Below are 19,474 nucleotides of genomic sequence, written 5' to 3' on the forward strand. Positions count from 1 at the left end.
CACAGGCTCGGTCTATAGCTTCCGGAAGTAGCTCAGAGTTTCTTTAAGACGCTGGAGCCGGGCACTTAAAAAGCCGGTTCCACCTTGTCTCGACATTTCTTCGGTATAAGCCGGATAGGCGATCTTGAAGGAGGCCGGCACCTTTTCCGTGCAGTTCTCGCCGAAGGTTGGCATCTGTGCGCGATATGCCGTCATGAACCGATTGGCAACGTCCTGAAGGGTTGCTGCCTGGTCGCGGGGCAGGTTTGCAAATTCTGTCTGCGGTATGGGATTTCCCGAAAGTGTGCCGTAAACAACCGCTGCCATGAAGGAGTTGCCCAAAGGTGTCAGGTGGACACGGTCACTGAACAATGCGGCAAGGATTTCCTGCGCAGACATGTCCTTGAAACCCGCTAGTCCACCTGGTGTTGAGACCAGCTGGTCCACCAGGTCGGCCAATGCCAGCGAAGCCGGGACCAGCATGATCCTGTCTTCCCGGCCGTCCTTTGCGAGCCCTACGTTTACGGTTGCAATTGCGCACTGCCAGATTGGCCAAGCAGCGCGTTCATAAGCGATCCATGAAGATGGGTCTTCAAGGTTCGCAACATCAAGCCAGGGCGCGTAGAAATAGGTTTGCCCGTTCGGATTGTGAGCATGAAACACATCCTGGTAGGCGCGGAGAAACCTAGGGGTTTCCTGCCACAAAAGAGAATCGAGCAGACGGTGCTGTTCGGTGATCAGGAGTACATCATAGGGCTCAGTTTCATTTGCAGAACTGGGTGAAAGCTCGTCCCGGACATTGATAGGGGCACCGTCCTTATCCGTACCATCACTGTATCCGGACCATGGCGACTGGTGGTCCGATCCATGGCTGCGCTGTTTGATCGAGGATCCGCCGATATGCTGCATGTTCCAAGTGACCGGTTGTCCGGAACTCTCGGCAATTGCTGCCAGCATTTCCGGTATAGGACGATCGGTCAGGCTGTGACCGGAAATGAAGATCTTTTGCACGGCTGGTGTCTCACCGTCTTTAGGCAGGGATGGAAAGCCGGTTGTCGTGAGCTCTTGTCCTCTGGGGAGGAACATGATCGCAACGGCAGCAATTGCAATCACAAATAGACCGAAGGCGATAGCTAGGACCAACTGGAAGCGTGTCATTAAGCATACTCTCGAATGAGGTCTGCCCTGTGGGCATAGAGGGTTTGTTCATCAAACCGTGATCCGTCGGCTGCGGCTGCCTTGATCAGCTGCGCCAGCTTGCTTCGGTTTTCATGTAGATCTTGGATTGTCGCACTTAATGCAGCCGGATCATTGAGCGGCGTACCGACGCCGCCGCCGTTCTGGCTCACAAGGTCATCTGAATAATACGATTGATAACCGACGATCGGGCACCCGGAGACGAGCGCCTCAATCAGGCATCGGGGCGACTCCTGTGTCTTATGGCAATAGACGAAAAGATCGGCATCTCGCATTTCTGCGAGTATGGCCTCACGATCAGATGAAAACCCCGGCAATTCGATTTGGTCTTCCAGCCCTAGCGCTGAAACCCTCTGCTTCATATCTGCCAGAAGAGGGCCGTCGCCAACCCATTTTGCTTGAAGCGGAACGCCCGATTGGATCGGCTTTGCGATGGCCTCGACCCAATCGAGCGGCCCCTTCATCTCCGAGGCTCGCCCTACATAGAGGATTTTGAGAGCGGCGCCGGATTGCACGCGTTCGGCTTTTTTTTCCAGAACTGCCGCACTGATGAGGTCAGTGGACTGCGTGTGCACGTCATAAACACAATGCGGATTTGTCGAATGGTCCGCATAGGCCTTCAGCGTATCTTGCCCCTGAAACAAACCCAGATTGCTGTGCCGGATCAGATAGTGATGGTACCGGACCATCACGGGCAGCGTTGCAACTTCCTTGATCCGCCGCTTGAGCGGTATGGCGGGAAGCGTTCTGCGAATGACATCGTGCTCGACCCGGTCAAACCAAACGGCATAGTCCCGGTTTTGCCTTATCGCTTCAAGAGCGGCCACGGCGGCCCAGTCACCAAACAGGTATCCGAGTGTGAAACACAAGTGATCTGCCTTGGCGATCTCTTCGGCAAGCATCTTCCGGGTTGATTTATAGTCTTTGAAAAATCGTCCGATTTTATAGGCAAACGGGAGAGCAACGACCGTGAGCCGGTCGCGGAAGTCCAGGTCGGCAATATCGATCCAAGTGACTGAGGTATCGTCTTCTAAATCGGCCGGCTGCTCAATTCCCATATAAGTGACATGGCCGAAACTTTCGGCCCATCTGGCGAGCCCGGCACAGGTCTGGTCATCCAGCTGTAATCCATTGGGTCCTCTGCGCAACCGCACCGCCGTGACGAAAAGCACGCATCCGCCGCGCTGGTCTGCGCATCCGCTCATGACACAACGCCTTTCTTGAATTGATCAGAGTCGACACAAACCGCTGACACGACATGCCCGTTGTAAATCACCTGGCGTCCCCGAAATTCTGTCCCCTTGGCAAAGCCTGGGACTTTGCGCTGGAGCACTGCGAAGAAATCATGGCCATCAAATGCGATCTCCAGATCTTCAAACTCGAAAAACTCCTGCGTGAGCGGGTACTGCGCCTTGTAAGCACTTTCTTTGGCCGTAAACATTCGGAGCGCCTGGCGAGCCCTCTGGCTACTAGGCAGCCGGGCAAGCCATTTACGTTCGCTCGACGTACAAATGGTATCCCACATGTCTTCGTGGAGAGGTGAATCGGGCTCAATATCGAGCCCGATCGACAGGATATCATCCGTCTGCCGGGCGACCGCCGCAAGACACACTGTTTTGCAGTGGCTGATGGAACCAATCAGGCCGGGCGGCCAGATCGGGCTGCGATCGGGACTCATACCGATAGCAGTTGGCCGGAAGCCAAGGTCCTGCATCGCTTTGCGGGCGCATGCTCGTCCGGCAAAAAACTCCGATCGGCGTGAGGGAACCGCGTTGGCCACATGGATTTCCTCATCCGCATATCCGGTCGGTTTTCCGCCGCGCGGGTCACCCGCGGCGATCTGAATCCGGTCCGGAAAGAGAGCCCAAAGCATTGCGGAGCAATCACCCCCGGTTCCCGGAGAGCGCTTGCCGCCTTGCGCTCAGCGCCGCGCGGCGCTTGGCCGCCCGGCTGGCAACTTCTCCGAGACGATCGTCAGCGCGTCCGCCGTCCATTAGGTGTCCGGCAAGGCCGCCAACGGTCGGAAAACGGAAGATGTCGGTGATTGTCAGATTTGGAGCCACACTGGCTTTCAGGTCCCGGTGGAGCTGGACCGCAAGCAGGGAGTGTCCGCCAAGGTTGAAGAAGTTGTCGTTCTGCCCCACCTGACCCAGACCAAGAATGCGCTGATACGCGTCCGCGATGGATTTTTGCATGTCGCTCTCTGGCGCGACAAAAGTGCTTTGGGTCGTCTCGCGAACCGTTGCATCAGGCGCCGGCAGAGCCTTCCGATCAATCTTTGCATTTGGTGTGAGAGGGAAAGCCTCCAACACGACAAAATGAGCGGGAACCATGTATTCCGGCAATGTGTCTTGCAGCTCTGAGCGCAACGCGTATTCGTCGAGCGATCCGGACTGCGTCCGGACGTAAGCGACCAACCGGACATCATCAACCCGGTCTTCGCGTGCAGTCACAACGGTCTCGACCACGCCGGGATGCGCGGCAATTCGGGCTTCGATTTCACCAAGTTCGATCCGGTATCCCCGCACTTTGACCTGGTGGTCCGTTCGTCCAAGAAACTGCAGGCTGCCATCTTCTAGCCGGCATACGAGGTCCCCGGTACGGTACATTCTGCCAGGGGCAAACGGGTTTTTCAGGAAACGTTCTTCAGTCAGTTCCGGGCGCTGGAAATATCCGCGGGTTACGCCTTCACCACCGATAAACAGTTCACCGGGTTGGCCAGGAGCTGCAGGCTGATTTCTGGCATCAAGCACGTAGAGTTGCGTGTTGGCAATCGGCCTTCCTAGCGGAATGGTCTGCTCAGGAGCACCCACTTCTGCCGTCGATGACCAGATGGTTGTCTCGGTCGGGCCATACATGTTGGTGACCGAGGCTGAAGTGCACGTCCGAATGTCTTTCAGAAGCGACCCCGGGAACGGTTCCCCGCCGACGTAAAGATGACGGATGCTGGAAAACGCCGCGCGGTCTTCCTCGCGGGTGAGGAACATACGTGCCATGGACGGCGTGCACTGCATGTGGGTGACGTTGTGGCGCGCAAGGTCCGCAGCGAGGCCCGCGCCGGCCGGCGGTGTCTGCTCGGCGGGCATTTGTACTTCGCCTGCGTTTACGCGCCGGATGACCTCGGCCAAGGGCTTCAAACGGTCTAGGGCGATGTCCTGAGGCACGCCAAAATCGATCAGGCAGGCAACTTCGTTGACACCGATGGCACTGATTTGTTCGACACGCTTGAGCGCATCAGAGACCGTTCCAAACAGCCCGCTGTCTTCAAAGTAGCGCAGGAACGCAAACTCCAGGATTGCTTCCAGCTCGTCTTCTGAAAGCGTCTGCAGGTCGATATCCATCGGATTGTTGGCGCCTTCCGGCTTCTTGAAGGCCGGAAACGCCCAGGCGTATTGCTTGATCAACGCTGCCGCACTGCGCAGATATTCCTTCATCGGACCACGCGCGCGGTCCATCACCTCATCCTGGTCCTCTCCGAGAAGCGTGTGCAGCATCAGGGTGACCTTGTAGTCATCCGGATTGCGGCCGCATTCAATCAGGGTGTCCCGATAGATCTTGATCTTGCCAGCCAGCTCGTCGATAGATTGCCCGAGAAGGTGGGTCAGAACATTGGCCCCGTTGCGGGCCGCATCCCGATACGTCTCCGGGTTTCCAGCTGTTGTCAGCCAGACCGGCAGCTCGTTTTGAACGGGTCTTGGCTGCGTGACGACGCTGACGGTCTTATCGCCGGCCTCGAAGTCCACGGCGTCGCCGCGCCAGAGTTTCCGGACGGTCTCAATGTCCCGGTACATGGCCGCCTTATTGTTCGGCGGCCTGTTTTCCGGGCGCAGCACAAAGTCTTCGGGCATCCAGCCGGACGCAAAGGCAAGGGCAACCCGGCCGTTGCTGAGGTTGTCGATCACAGACCACTCCTCGGCAACCCGTGCCGGGTGGTGAAGGGGAAGTACGCAGCTGCCGGCGCGGATGGACAGGTTCTTGGTGACGGCCGCAACTGCCGCACCTGAAACGGACGGATTGGGATAAAGACCACCGAAGGAATGGAAGTGGCGCTCCGGCGTCCAGACCGATGTGAAGCCGTTTTCGTCGGCAAATTTTGCGCCTTCCAAAAGCAGCTTGTAGAGGTCGCGGCCGACGCCTTCATTGTAGCCCCAGAAAAACAGCCCAAAATCGACGCTTGCCGTTTTCCCTGAGCCTTGCGCGTCAAGTGTTGTGCTGACCTGCGAGGTTGCCGTTTCAGAGGAATGAATGACGACCTTGAAGCCGCGGGTTAAGGTCCAGAAGAGTTCGAGAACGGAGATGTCGAAAGAAAGACTTGTGACAGCTAGCCATACCGGTTGTTCTTGCTGATCGATTGCAATGCAATCGTCCATTCCGGCAAAGAAATTGACGACATTCCGATGCTCGACCATCACCCCCTTCGGCCGGCCGGTCGAGCCGGACGTGTAGATCACATAAGCGAGGTTGTCTGATTGAACGCCGGTCTGCGGCTGTTCTGCTGAGGCAACACGCGACAGAACATCCTCGATAAACACGGTCTGTACTCCGGGCGCAGCAAGCGGCTCCGGAAGTGCGCGGCTGGACAGGATGACCGCTGCACCGCTGTCTTCGACCATGTAGGTCAGGCGATCTTTCGGGAAGTCGGGATCGAGCGGAACGTAAGCAGCACCAGATTTTAAAATACCAAGTGCGCCGCAGACCATCTCGATGGACCGGGGTATGTTCAATCCGACAAGCTTGTCTGGTCCTGCCCCGAGCGTTTGCAGTTCGATGGCAACGCGATTTGCGCGATCGTTCAGCTCCCGGTAGCTGATGGACTGATCGTGCAGGGCAACTGCCGCAGCGTCCGGCGTTGCCTCCGCTTGACGTTCGATCATCTGATGAACGCAGATTTCCAGATCCACATCCGTGGCAGATGCGTTCCAACGATTGAGTACAAGGTCGCGCTCGTCGGCGGACAGCATGGCGACATCTGCAGCCACTTGTTCCTTGTCAGACAGGACAGCGGCAACCAGTTCAACGCGCTTGGCATATTGTTTTGCTGTATCGGCGGAGACCCGCGATGGATCGAAGATCAGCGCAGATTTGCCCTGGGCAGAAACGCTAAATGTCAGCGCACAGTCGGCCAGAAGCTCCGGCCGCGTGTTTGCTGCGTCGGTTTCAACAATTCCGATTGTATATGCCGGCCGCGCCACCCCGGGCACCCGGGAGATCAGATCGGATAGGGGAGCAGTCCTGTCCCGCAATTGCACCAGCTTGGCATTGGTGTCGTCACAAACGGCGCTTAAGGGTCGCTGCCAATCGATATTGATCGGAAATGGAAGGCTTTCCGAAAAATGGCCAGGAAACCGGTCCGCGACCGCCGCGCTCTTTGGTCCGAGATAAGCGAGACCAAAATTCTCCTGTCCCGAGAACCTCCCGATAAACAGCGCGATTGCCGCAATCGTGTCTTGCGGCGCCATTAAGGAGGGAAGGGACAGCGACATGACTTCTGGCGAAGCCCCCCTTTCAACATCGTCCTTGATCCCGAAAAGGCTCGGTATCTCGAGCGTTTTGATCGTGACAATGTCGGCGTCTTCATGACGGACAGCATCGAAAACTGCGGCATCAAGGACAGCCGTTTCTTCGACAAAATAGACAGGCAATTGCTCATTGAGTGTTACGGACTGTGCCAGATTTGCGTGCAAGCCAATCGCAATACCGTCAAGCAAAATCGGTTGGTCGCCGGTAGCAACAAGCACGCCGTCTGGACCGATATGCAGAACAGTGCCTGCGGGCCCATTTGGAGTGCGGGGCGGCGCTAAATCGAGCTTGGTAATCTTGAAAAGACCGCGATTGGTTCGCAGTTTTGGCGCGACCAGCGGGTTCGCGTACCCCTCTCCGAAGCTAAGGGCCCGGAAAAGCCGCGACAGCTCCTCTGCTGTCCGGGACAGGTCGAGTGTTCCGGAAAGCGTCGGACGCTTGTTTTTTCCGAAGTAGCTGCGTTTTGAAAAATCCTGCGCAATTCCGTAGAGCGTATTGCCGTCTATTTTGGCGATGAGATCGATAAAACTTGCGTACCCGGCCTCAAAGCATTTGGCATTTAAGGTAAGGCTGGTCTCGTCCGGGCTGATGTCAAAATCAGCTTGTGTGTAGATCCGGCCCTTGTCTGCACCCGACACTATCTCATGCCAGGTGACACCGAAACGCTGCTCACCATCGAGGATGGCCCAGGCTGGCGCATTGAGGCCTGCGTATCGAGGCAGCGGGCCGTCGTGAAAATTCACCGCACCGGATCGCGCCCGTTGCCAAACGGTATCGGGAAGCATCCTCAAATTGGCAATGCTAAACAGCCAGTCAAAGTGATAGTCTGCTGTGGTTTCCTCAAGAGAGCTGCCCCACTCGGCTGCTGGAATGCCGTGCGACGACGCCCAATTCCGAATTGCCGGGTTGAAGGATATGACCGCAACAATGCGGTGACCACGTTCTTTCAGGTGTTCACCACACTGAACGAGAAGGGATTCATCGCCTATCAGGAGACAATCGAGCATTTAAGTTCCCTTGGATGACGCATAACTGGACAGCAGCAAATTCTTTGTAAAAGCGCACGCAGACTAGTTTGCATATACCCTCGAAGAACCCGTTAATTTATCCGAGAATTTACGGATGTTTGTCCGAATTTTCATAATACACGCGTTAGAAAGTTCATTTATTAATATTTGTTAAGATTTGATCCCGAAATTTACGCTTATTTTGGTAATCAAGCTCGGGTCACGTGAAACCAGCTTTTCGTATGCCTCTCTCAGTTGGCCTAACACTATGCTAAATATTTACAGGTATGGTCCGCTTAATAATTTGAGGCGAAGTCCCGTTTCCGGAAACTTGAAATGACAATAGGATCAACCGATGCCGGCCTGAACGATGTTGCAATCGTCGGGATGGCTCTTCGTGTTCCAGGCGCACGGAACACCGGCGAATTCTGGGAAAATCTCAGAAACGGTGTTGAATCGGTGCGCACGCTGAGCGACGCCGAACTCGAAGCATCTGGCGAAGATCCGGTGAAGGCCGCACAGCCGAATTACATTCCCCGGACGGCGGATATTCCAGATATGGAGCTGTTCGATCCGGAGTTTTTCGGGTTGAGTCCTAAGGAAGCCGCGATCATGGATCCGCAGCACCGGCACTTTCTCGAGTGTGCCTGGGAAGCAATCGAAGATGCCGGGCGTCCGCCGGAAACCATCGAAGGTCCTGTTGGTGTTTATGCCGGTTGTGGCATGGGCAGCTATTTCTATTTCAACGTCTGCAGTGACCGGCAGCTGATGGATCAGGTGGGTATGTTCCTGCTTCGCCATACCGGTAACGACAAGGACTTTCTGGCGACCCGCGCCTCTTACGCTTTCGATCTCAAAGGCCCGAGTGTCAACGTCCAGACAGCCTGTTCAACCTCGCTTGTTGCGGTCCACTACGCCTGTCAAAGCTTGTTGAACGGCGAATCCGATATGGCTCTGGCCGGCGGTGTGACCATCGAACTGCCGCATCGCCGCGGGTATGTCTTTCAGGATGGCGAAATCCTCTCGCCGGACGGACATTGCCGACCGTTCGATCATCGGGCCGCTGGCACGATCTTTGGCAGCGGCGTTGGGGTTGTTGTCCTGCGGCGTCTCGAGGACGCAATTGCCGACGGCGACAATATCCATGCTGTGATCAAGGCATCTGCCATCAACAACGATGGTCACAGCAAGGCAGGCTACCTTGCACCGAGCGTGACCGGACAGGCGGAAGCGATCATCGAGGCGCAGGCGCTCGGCGGGATCGAAGCCGACACCATTCAGTATGTCGAATGTCACGGAACCGGCACATATCTCGGCGATCCGATTGAAATAGAAGCCCTGACCCAGGCGTTTCGTCAAAGCACCAGCCAAACCGGTTATTGCCGTGTCGGTTCCGTGAAATCTAACATTGGTCACCTCGATACCGCTGCCGGTGTTGTCAGCCTGATCAAGGCCTCATTGGCGCTTAAGAATGGCGAAATACCGCCAAGCCTCGGCTACGAAAAGCCCAATCCATCGATCGATTTTGCGAACAGCCCGTTTGTCGTCAATGACACGCTGACCCCCTGGCCAGTAGGCGTCTACCCTCAGCGGGCCGCTGTCAATTCACTTGGCGTTGGCGGAACAAACGCCCACGTCATTCTGGAAAAGGCGCCGATGATCGCCGACGACAGTGGGCAGTTTGACAATGAGCCTCAACTCATTCTCTTGTCGGTCAAGGCAAAAAAGGGTCTAGCAGACACGGCCGCCCGTCTTGCGGATGCCCTGGAAAATGATCCGTCATTGCCTTTGGCCAGCATGGCCGAAACGCTCTTTCATGGCCGGAAGCCGTTCGAAAACCGTCAGATCGCAGCAGTGCGGGGGCGCGCCGATGCGATTTCCGTCTTGCGCGGTGAACAGCCCAAGAGGCTTGCCCATCATCAGGCAGGGGATCATCCCGGCACCGCAACGTTCCTCTTTCCTGGGGGCGGGGCGCAACATCCCGGCATGGCTCGGCGGCTCTATCAGGAAGACAGTTCTTTCCGCCAGACTGTCGATGAAGGATTGGCTTTCCTTCCCAATGAGACGGCCGCCCGGATCCGGGAGCTTTGGTTCCCGCCGGAGGGCTCTGATCTTGGGCAGGCGGCCGAGGAGTTCCTGACGCCGTCCCTGCAATTGCCGGCCATCTTGATCCTGGAAGTTTCTCTGGCCCGTTTGTGGATGAGCTGGGGCGTTCAGCCGACGGCATTGATCGGCCATTCCATGGGCGAGAATACAGCTGCCTGTATCTCTGGGGTCCTCAGTTATCGCGACGCTGTTGGCCTCGTTCATCTCCGCGGCAAGCTCTTTGACACAGTCGACCCGGGCGGAATGCTCAGTATCCCATTGAGTGAGACCGAAGTCCGGGCGCTGATGCCGGAATCTCTCGATATGGCTTCCGTAAACGCGCCGGAGCTTTGTGTTGTTTCCGGGCGGGACGAAGATCTGGAAGAATTTCGGGAGGCGCTCCTTGAAAAAGACATCGACGCAACCCGGATCGCCATCGATATAGCGGCGCATTCGCGGATGCTTGAGGGGATCCTGCCCGAGTTTGAACAGTACTTGCGTAGCATTGCACTCAATCGGCCGCAGATCCCGATCTTGTCCAATCTCACCGGAGACTGGCTCACTGATGCGGAGGCCCGTGATCCATCTTATTGGGTCCGGCATCTGCGCTCGACTGTTCAGTTCGGCGCCGGCATGACCCGCCTAAGTGCAGATCCGAACCGGGTTTACATCGAGGTTGGTCCGGGAAAGACCCTGTCCTCGCTGGCCAAGCTGCAAGCGGATGTGGCCGCCAATCAGGTCTTCAATACGCTGCCGCATGCCGACGATGATGCAGATGACCGTTTGTCTTTCCTGACTGCCGCCGGACGATGCTGGGCCGCAGGCTTGAAGGCGGATGTTGCGCGTTGCTGGCGGGACTTTGACCCCAAACGCGTTTCGCTGCCACCTTATGCGTTTCAGCGGCAGCATTATTTTGTCGAACGCAATGTTGGGCAGGACGGTCAGGCGGGTTCGGATATTCCTCTCTTGCTCCAAAAGGACATGCGGGACTGGGGGTACCGTCCGGCCTGGAAACGGTCGGTTCCAGATTATGTCACAGGCGCAGACAAGGAGCCTCGGTCCTGGCTGGTTTTTCTCGATGATACCGGCACCGGAGAACAGCTTGCCGGCAGGTTAAAGAGCGCAGGGCATCAGGTGACCACCGTGCAGCGCGGCGATGTGTTCGCCAAGGTTGACCCGCACACTTACATACTGTGCAGTGAGGAAGGCAGACCGGGCTATGACGCCCTGGTAACCGGGATCCTAGAGGACGGCCCCTTTCCCGGCAACATCGTGCACGGCTGGCTGTTGACCCAGGACGAAAGCCACCGGCCCGGTTCCAACTTCTTTGAACGAATGCAGGAAGACGGCTTTTACAGTCTGCTTTACCTCGCCCAGGCGCTTGATGAGCAATCTGCCCTCGAAGAAGCGCACCTTACCGTTTTGACAAACGGGATGATGCGCGTTGGGGACGAGCTTATCGTGTATCCGGCAAAGGCGACGCTGCTCGGTCCGGTTCAGGTCTTGCCAAAAGAGCTTTCCGGCCTCTCGGTTCGCCTGATTGACTTGGAAATCTCAGCGGCTGCGAACAACCAGCAGCACGAGGGAGCGCTCGACGATCTGTGGGACGAGCTTTTCGCAAAAGCGTCCAGTGAGATTGTGGCCCATAGGGGAAGCCGCAGGTGGCAGCGTATCCATGAGCGTTTGCCCTTGGAAGACGGGCAATTCGAAGGGCAGTTCCAAAAGGGCGGCACTTATCTCATTACCGGTGGTCTTGGCGATCTGGCGATGATTTTCGCAAAGGCCCTTGTTGAAGACCATGATGCCAACATCGTTTTGGTCGGACGCCGTAGCCTGCCGGAGAAGCAGGATCGGGAAACCTATCTGCGGACGCATTCCGGTGAGGATCCGGGTGTCCAAGCACTGTCCCGCCTTGCAGAGCTGGAGGCGCTGGGTGCGAAGGTGCTTTATGTTCCAGCTGATGTTACCAACCCGGAAGAGATTGGCGCAGCTATTGCCGCAGCAAAGGCCCGGTTTGGGGCAATCAACGGCGTGCTTCATACAGCCGGCATTGTCGATGATGATCTCGTCCAACTGAAGACCCTTGAAAATACACAGCAGGTTCTGGCGCCCAAGGTTCAGGGCACGCGCGTTCTGGACATGGCGTTTGCCGACGAGCCGTTGGATCTGATGGTGCTGTTCTCGTCAACCAGCACGGACACTGCGCCCATTGGCCAGATTGATTACGTCGCTGCCAATGCGTTTCTGAACGCCTATGCCGAGAGCAAGAGCGAGGACAGGGGCCGCAGTACGGTCGCGGTTCACTGGGGTATCTGGAGCGAGATTGGTCTGGCCGCGCGCGCGGTTTCGGGTGAGGCGGCTGTTTCAAAGACGGCAACAACGTTTGGGGCGGCCAAGGGCCCCTTGTTCGAGCGCTGGATAACTGATGCTTCCAGCACGCGCTGGCTGGAATTCACGGCCAGCACGCAAAAGCACTGGATGTGGAATGAGCACAGGCTCGTTTCAGGCGATGCGATCCTGCCGGGCACCGGGTACATCGAGCTGATCGCGCAAGCCTATTCGGAACTGGATTTGGATCAGCGTCCGGATATCCGCGATCTTGTGTTCTTCAAACCGCTCAGTGTGGACGACGGCCAACCCCGGTACGTACGCGTCCGGTTCGAAGCCCAGGGAAATGGCATCTTGAAAGCCATTGTCGCGGCGACTGAAACAGATGATCCGTCCGCCGAGATCGAGGTTTACGCCGAAGCTCTGGTTTGTCCGCTAAAATCCGTCCCACTGCCTGTGCAACTTGAAGACCTTCAAGCTGAGCTGCGCTGGACCGATGTGCGCACAGCACCGGACAATGCAACGATACCCTCGGCTCAGGCGCATCATATCAAGTTCGGACCGCGATGGGATGTGTTGCGCAGTCTGTCGCTTGGGCACGGTAAAGCGCTGGCACGCCTGACGTCCCCGGCTGGCTTCGAGACAGATTACACGGAAACAACTCTTGCCCACCCCGGTCTTCTCGATATTGCGACCGGCTGTGCCATGGAACTTATCGAAGGCTTCAAGAGTTCAGGCGTTCTTTGGGCGCCCGTTTCCTACTCTGCGATACGCCTTTATGAACCGCTGCCATCCGATGTGATCGCCCATGTCCGATTTGTCGATGAGAATGCTTACGGCGACGGTTTCGGCAGTTTTGACATTACCGTCATGCGGCCGGATGGGACGGTTGTACTTGAAGCTGATCGTTTGACAGTAAAACGCCTGTCAAATGACACCGGGTTTGCAAAGGATGTGAAAACCGGGGCAAGCCAGGATGCTGCCGCGCTCTACAAACTGGCGGCGCAAGTCAAGCAGGGCATTCCACCCGAGCAAGGATTTGCGACCCTGCAAAGGGCGTTGGCGACCGGCGAAACACAGCCGATCATCTCGACCATGCCGCTGGATCTGCTCATAAAAAATGCCGAGGCCGAGGCGCAATCGCGAGATGTCCAGGAGGGACAGCTCTTTGACCGTCCGGACCTTGACAGCGCCTACGAGGCACCTCGAAACCCGCGTGAGATCAAGCTGGCCGAATTCTGGTCCGAGCTGCTCGGAATTGAGAAGATCGGTGTTCACGATGATTTCTTTGATATCGGTGGGCATTCTCTCATCGCGGTCCGTCTGTTCCGGATGATCCGCCAGACTTACGGCGTCGATCTGCCCATGTCCGTCCTGTTCGACGCTCCGACAATTGCCGAATGCGCCGAGTTGCTGGCCTCGCATGGTGTCGTAAGTGAAGGAGATGTCTCTGCGGAGGCGAAACCCGAACAAACTGCAAAAGCCGATGAAACGGTGCATCTGGTCTCGATGAGCAAGGGACCAGGAACGGGGGCGACGCCCTTGTTCATCTGTGCTGGCATGTTCGGGAATATCTTGAACCTACGCCAGCTCGCCCTGCTCGTGGGGCGCGACCGACCGGTGTACGGGTTACAAGCCCGTGGCCTTTTCGGAAATCAAGAGCCCCACGAAACCTTCGAAGAGATGGCGAGGGATTACCTCGCCGAAATCCGTCAAGCCCAGCCGCACGGTCCCTATGTTCTCGGCGGGTTCTCAGGCGGTGGGATCGTTGCCTATGAAATGGCCCAGCAGCTGACTGCACAAGGGGAAGAGGTTGCCGAAGTCATTCTGCTGGACACGCCTGTCCCTGAGAAAGTTCACCTGTCGCTCGTCGATCGCGTGATGATCAAGTGGCAGGATCTTCAAAAGAATAAGACCAAGTTTTTCAGTGTTTGGTTGCGCAGCCGGAGAGAGTGGCGTGCTCGAACAGAAGCTCAACAGAATGCGGCTAGGGATCAAGTAACCGCAGAAAGCTTTAACAACGAACGGATCCGTGGGGCTTTCATGCGGGCGCATGATGCCTATGAGGTTCGGCCATATAGCGGGCCGGTTGTCCTGTACCGGCCAAAAGCTGAGGTTCTCTATAAAATTTCCGGTGGCCGCCGCCTTCAAGATGGTCTGAACATTCTTCGCGAAGACAACGGCTGGTCGCCGTTTGTTTCAGAACTGTCGATTGTTGAGGTGCCAGGGGATCACGATTCCATGGTTCTCAATCCGAATATTCAGGTGCTTGCCAGTAAAATGAGAAAATCCTTGGAAGCAAGGACGGCGGCGGCACTTGGCTCTGACAAGGCCGGGATTGCGGCTGAGTGATGCTGGATCAGGTGGTGCTAGTGAAAACTGGTCCTGTCGCAGATCAGGAGTAATCCCGGCGGTCTGTAATTGGCCGGCCGGCGATCATGTCTTCGTAATACGGGACAGTCAGCGCTGCCTTGCGATCCCAGGTAAAGCAGTCTGTAGCGTACTCTACGGCTGAATTGGCCTTTGAAAGCTGGTCGGCTGGTTTGGTCACAGCCTCTTCCATTGCCTGCTGATAGCCGGCGACCATCGCATCGAGTGTGTTCAATTCGATTCGAAAGCCGCGATCTTCAGATACGAGATCACCCGGCGCGCCATAATTGGTGACGAAATTCACACAGCCTGACGCCATTGCTTCGACCACCACGCCCGCGCCAAGTTCGCGGATTGAAGGAAAAACGAACCCGTCTACGGATCGGAAGAACTGGCCGACGTCCTTCTGCTCTATCCAGCCGTGAAAGATGACGCTATCGCTCCGCCCTGTTTGCTCGACGATCGCTTCTAGCCGTTCCCTTTCGGGGCCGTCGCCAACGATGTGAAGTTTGTGCTCTGCCAGGATGTCGCTTTCACAAAAGGCCCGAACGGCCACCTCCGGAACTTTGTAGGGTACCAGCCGCCCGATGAATGCAAAGTTGTACGGTCCCTCTCCGGAAAATGCTGGCGTCCGGTCCGTTGCGTCAAACCATTCAGGGTCGAAGCCGACTTCAGGAAAGCTCACAACCTTCGAGGCCGCTCCTTCTGGCAAATCCCTTGCGGTATGATCAAAAGCAGCCAGGATCAGTGCGGCATTTTTGTACGTTGCAGAAGAATAGGGCAGGTATTTGTAAAAGTCCCGGAGTACCCGCGCCCGTTCTTTTTCCCGTGTTTGCTCGGAGCGAAACTCTTTTGGCCAGTCCAAATTGCCATTCAAGGGACCAATGAGAAACGGAACTGGCGATTTGCCCGCGATATAGCTGGGCATTGTGGGCGACATGGGTGTGATCCGGTGCACCAAATCAAATTCGCCGGATTGCAGCTCGTCCTTGAAGGTTTTCCAAACTTCCCACTCAAAAGCAAGGTATGTCGGATAGTGAAAAATCGTTCCTAGCGACCAGGCCACCTTCCCGCCGCCTCTGACCCAGGTTGAGAAGCGATGGATTGGTTTTGCCACGTATTCATTATCGACATAGCGGAAGTCGGCGCCTTTTGAGCGCGGATCCTTTTCGATGTTTTCCCTGTTTCGGACGTGGGTGGCGATGGTCACATCACAGAATTTTGCCAGGGAAAGTGCATACTTGTATCCAACAACCGGAAGCGATGGCCAATCCGGATTACAATCATCAGCAAGGATCAGAACACGGGGTTTCTTCAATTATAACTCCTGGGACGGACACTTAGTCTTTTAGCTGTAATCCTGCTAACACGCGGATTCTGATCGGTTTCGAACCAAGACCAATTACTTCATAGTAGTGGCGGATTTGTGCCGCCATTTCAAAAACATCCAGATGATTTTAGGGCCATCCCAAAGATAACGCCGCCACATCCGTTTCGGGTTTGCCAACAAACGGAAAGCCCACTCCATTCCGCAGGCGCGAACCCATTCCGGTGCTCGCTTTTGCCGGTCAGTCAAAAAATCAATACTCGCACCGACACACAGGCCGATACCTGCAGTACTGCCCCGGCGTTTCAGATCCTGGGCAAAAAACTCTTGCTTCGGAAAAGACAGGCAAATCAGGAAAATGTCCGCATCGCAGGCCTCAGTAGCTGTCAGAGCTTTCTCCCAATCTTGTGCGCCTCGGTCCATGAAGCCAGACGGGATGTGCTGCAAATCCACCCCCGGATACCTGTTTCGCAGTATCTCTATCTGGGAGAGATCGGGGCCGACAACGGCAAAACGCAAGTCTTGAGCTTTGGGGTCCGCCAGAAGGTCCTGCACAATATCGGCACCAGGATAAACCCTGAGATTCATTTTCTGGGAATTCGCCAGGCGGCTCAAGATCTTGCTGTCGCAGACCTTCCAGAATGCGTCTTTATAAGCCGATGCCACCTCGTCATCGCGTTCCAGAAGGATGACATGATAGACGTTTGGAGTGACGAAATATTCGAACGTCTGAGGCTTCGAATTCAAGATGAGCGACAACCAGTCGGCCTGCTTGCCAATATCGAATTCCAATCCGATGAACTGTAGTTTGGAGAACGGCGAGGCAGGCGCTGCGGTCAGCGAATCCTCAGGTTTTTGCTCAGAACGGTTCGGCATATGGCTCGTCGGATGTCGGTTGAATCCTGCGATCATGAAATCTCAGAAATCTCAATATGTTGCGTATATGTGATCGAGATTAACAAACTGCAGGCGGGTCTGCTTTTTGATCAAAAAAGATCAATTTTTTAACCTGCTGAAAGATATACAGTCTTTGAGCCATCTTCAATCAGATCGCGAATGAATTCTTAACAACTTGCTACCTCGGTTTTAGACCGAAAAGCACAGTTCCATGAAGTAACGAGTTGGAAAATGCATGCGTATGTGTGACGGAGCTTCTCGTTCGATCTATGAGGCGATCTCAACCGTTTTTCGAGGGGCCTAGCCCAAGTGGCGATTACGCAAAAAAAAGCGATGACCGGTGCGATTTGGACAATCGCTTCCTTTGGTGGAACGACAGGAATACGTTTCGTCTCCAATGTGGTGTTGTCGCGCCTTATCACGCCGGAAATCTTCGGCATCGCAATGGTGCTTTCAACGTTCAGATCAGGCATCGAACTGCTGACCGACGTGGGCATTGCACAGAATGTCGTCCGCAGCCGAAACGCTGATGATCAGTCTTTCCAAAACTCTGCCTGGACATTGCAATTTGTCAGGTCTCTCATTCTGTGTTCGATACTGTCGATCGCGGCCTACCCGTTGGCAAATCTATATGACATACCGGCAACTGCAATTCAGCTGAGCGCGGTAACGATCATTTTTCTTGGTCTGTCTTCGACGTCTATCTTTTATCTGCAGCGGAATTTGCAGTTTGGACGTGCGAATATGTTCGAGCTGTCATGTGATTTTGTGACGGCGGTTTTGATCATCTTTTTCGCCTACATGAGCCCGACAATCTGGTCGATCCTGATTTCGGGCCTTTTCGCGGCTGTGTTTCGGGTCGGGCTCAGCTATCTCTTACCAAGAGCGCGAAACTGGTTTGAGTGGAACCGGGTGTATGTGCGCGAGATTTTTTCCTTCGGAAAATGGATGTTTTTATCGTCCTTGTTGTCATTTCTTTGCATGAACTTCGACAAACTGTATTTGGCAAAGACCATTCCTTTGGCGACTGTCGGCATCTATGCCATCGCCCGAACAATAGCAGACCTACCGGCATTTTTGGCCGGAAGGCTGGGGTATTCGCTTATCTTCCCCATGGTCTCCTCGCAGCATGCAGCTACCCGTACTGAGATAAGATCAGGCCTTTTGGCACTCAGAACAAAACTATTGACGCTCGCGGCCCTCGGGGTTGCTTGTGGCATCGCCTTTTCCGATGCGGCGGTGTGGATCATATACGATCCGCGCTATTCCGATGCAGGCTGGATCCTGGCCATGCTTCTCATCGGAACCTGGGGCGCAATTCTATCCGCTTTTTCAGAATACACGCTCTTGGGCCTCAGTAAGCCGGTCTACGGTGTCGTGGCAAACGCTTTGAAGCTGGCTGGAATTCTTCTTTTGCTTCCCATTGGCTATCAATGGATGGGACTTCCTGGGGCATTGATCGGCTTGGCGGTTGGTGAGGTCGTTCGGTATTTTCCGCTTGCAATTGGGTCTCTTCGGGAAAAGACATCCTTTCTTTTGCATGATCTGGCGATGACTGCGATTGTTGTCGTAGCGACGGCAGGATTGATGTGGGGCAGGAGTGCGGCGGGTTACGGCTCCTCGCTCGACGCCGTTTTACCGCTCCTTTCCGCTGGCGGAGTGTAATGGAGATAGGCCAGCGCAGATGACAATTGGGATCGTGATCATTGGCCGCAACGAAGGGGAGCGGTTCCGGAACTGCATAAAATCCCTTCAGGGGGTGTCTGATCGGGTGGTGTATGTCGATTCCGGATCGACAGACAATAGCGTCAGCTGGGCTAAGGAAGCAGGTTTTCAAGTTGAAACTCTGCCAGCAGACCGCCCGTTCACGGCAGCCCGTGCTAGGAATGCAGGCTATCGCAGGCTTGTTCAACAGTTCCCGGATACCGTTTTCATCCAGTTCATGGATGGTGACTGCCAATTGAATGCCGGTTGGTTAGATGCCAGCTTGGATTTTCTGAAAAATCACCCCGAAGTCGCAGTTGCTTTTGGTCGTCGGCGGGAACAATTTCCCGACGCCACCATCTACAACGCTATGTGCGACTTAGAATGGAATACTCCGATTGGCGAGCGGCAGGAGTGCGGTGGAGACTGCCTGATCCGCAGGGCAGCTTTCGACGAAGCTGGCGGATACCGTGATGACTTGATCGCCGGTGAAGAACCAGAGATGTGCCTGCGGTTGCGGGAGAAGGACTGGAGGATCTGGCGGCTTGATGCCGAAATGACCCTCCACGATGCCGACTTGCAGCGTTTTTCCCAATGGTGGAAACGCTCGGTTCGAGCAGGGCACGCATTCGCTGAGGTTTCTTGGCGGCACCGGAACTCACCGAAGAGGATCTGGCAACGCAACGTTTTCCGGGCGGTTCTTTGGGGGGGCGCGTTGCCAAGTGTTACTGTTGTTGCCGGGATGATCCATCCGGCGTTCTTACTGTTGTTCTTGCTCTATCCGCTGCAGCTTGTTCGGCTGATGCTCCGGTCATTTCGGGCGGGCCGTCCTGCGGCTATTGGGTTTTATGAACTGATCGGAAAGTTTGCCGAGTTTCAAGGTGTCCTAAAACATTATTGGAACAGATTTCTGATGCGAAATAGCAAAATAATTGAATATAAGTAGTGCTTGTGTGCAGATCGTAGTTGTTTGCCATTTTCAGCGACAAAAATTGAAAGAGCCTGGCTGGGGTTAATCTAACGGCGAAATTTGTCTTTTGGTTTTCATGCAAATGTTGGT

9 protein-coding genes are annotated in these 19,474 nt (G+C 55.5%); 3 read left to right on the forward strand and 6 right to left on the reverse strand.

All coding sequences use genetic code 11. The annotated features are described in order from the left end of the window. Positions 1 to 12: 12 nt before the first annotated feature. The 4 genes from ACVDG4_RS17115 to ACVDG4_RS17130 are packed head-to-tail and all read right to left on the reverse strand — an operon-like array spanning position 13 to position 7,703. Entirely contained in the window at positions 13 to 1,137 is a 1,125-nt protein-coding gene (locus ACVDG4_RS17115; protein WP_447236000.1) for a hypothetical protein, read from the reverse strand. Next, positions 1,137 to 2,381, reverse strand: coding sequence for a glycosyltransferase (locus ACVDG4_RS17120; RefSeq protein ID WP_447236001.1), 1,245 nt, complete (start codon positions 2,379 to 2,381; stop codon positions 1,137 to 1,139). The genes ACVDG4_RS17115 and ACVDG4_RS17120 overlap by 1 nt, the downstream gene beginning before the upstream one ends. After that, positions 2,378 to 3,049, reverse strand: a complete 672-nt coding sequence (locus ACVDG4_RS17125; RefSeq protein ID WP_447236002.1) for a 4'-phosphopantetheinyl transferase family protein — start codon at positions 3,047 to 3,049, stop codon at positions 2,378 to 2,380. Before ACVDG4_RS17125 ends, ACVDG4_RS17120 begins: the two co-directional genes overlap by 4 nt. A gap of 10 nt (positions 3,050 to 3,059) precedes the next feature. Continuing rightward, positions 3,060 to 7,703: a MupA/Atu3671 family FMN-dependent luciferase-like monooxygenase gene (locus ACVDG4_RS17130; protein WP_447236003.1), complete on the reverse strand. Its 4,644-nt coding sequence runs from the start codon at positions 7,701 to 7,703 to the stop codon at positions 3,060 to 3,062. 336 nt (positions 7,704 to 8,039) lie between these two features. Here ACVDG4_RS17130 and ACVDG4_RS17135 point away from each other — a divergent pair, with 336 nt between their 5' ends. Next, complete coding sequence (locus ACVDG4_RS17135; protein ID WP_447236004.1) at positions 8,040 to 14,468, forward strand: SDR family NAD(P)-dependent oxidoreductase; 6,429 nt, start codon at positions 8,040 to 8,042, stop codon at positions 14,466 to 14,468. Between the two features lie 43 nt (positions 14,469 to 14,511). Here the strand turns inward: ACVDG4_RS17135 and ACVDG4_RS17140 are convergent, their stop codons facing one another. Both ACVDG4_RS17140 and ACVDG4_RS17145 read right to left on the reverse strand, forming a co-directional pair. Beyond that, a complete protein-coding gene (locus ACVDG4_RS17140) occupies positions 14,512 to 15,804 on the reverse strand; it encodes a glycosyltransferase family 4 protein (RefSeq protein WP_447236005.1) in 1,293 nt (430 codons plus the stop codon). A gap of 84 nt (positions 15,805 to 15,888) precedes the next feature. After that, positions 15,889 to 16,725, reverse strand: coding sequence for a WecB/TagA/CpsF family glycosyltransferase (locus ACVDG4_RS17145; protein ID WP_447236006.1), 837 nt, complete (start codon positions 16,723 to 16,725; stop codon positions 15,889 to 15,891). 294 nt (positions 16,726 to 17,019) lie between these two features. Between ACVDG4_RS17145 and ACVDG4_RS17150 the strand changes: the two genes are divergently transcribed. Together ACVDG4_RS17150 and ACVDG4_RS17155 are read left to right on the forward strand one after the other, a co-directional pair. Then, a complete protein-coding gene (locus tag ACVDG4_RS17150) occupies positions 17,020 to 18,375 on the forward strand; it encodes an oligosaccharide flippase family protein (RefSeq protein ID WP_447236007.1) in 1,356 nt (451 codons plus the stop codon). A 34-nt stretch (positions 18,376 to 18,409) separates the two neighbouring features. Continuing rightward, a complete protein-coding gene (locus ACVDG4_RS17155) occupies positions 18,410 to 19,360 on the forward strand; it encodes a glycosyltransferase family 2 protein (protein WP_306147978.1) in 951 nt (316 codons plus the stop codon). Positions 19,361 to 19,474: the final 114 nt, after the last annotated feature.

Source organism: Roseibium sp. MB-4 (genome assembly GCF_053005265.1).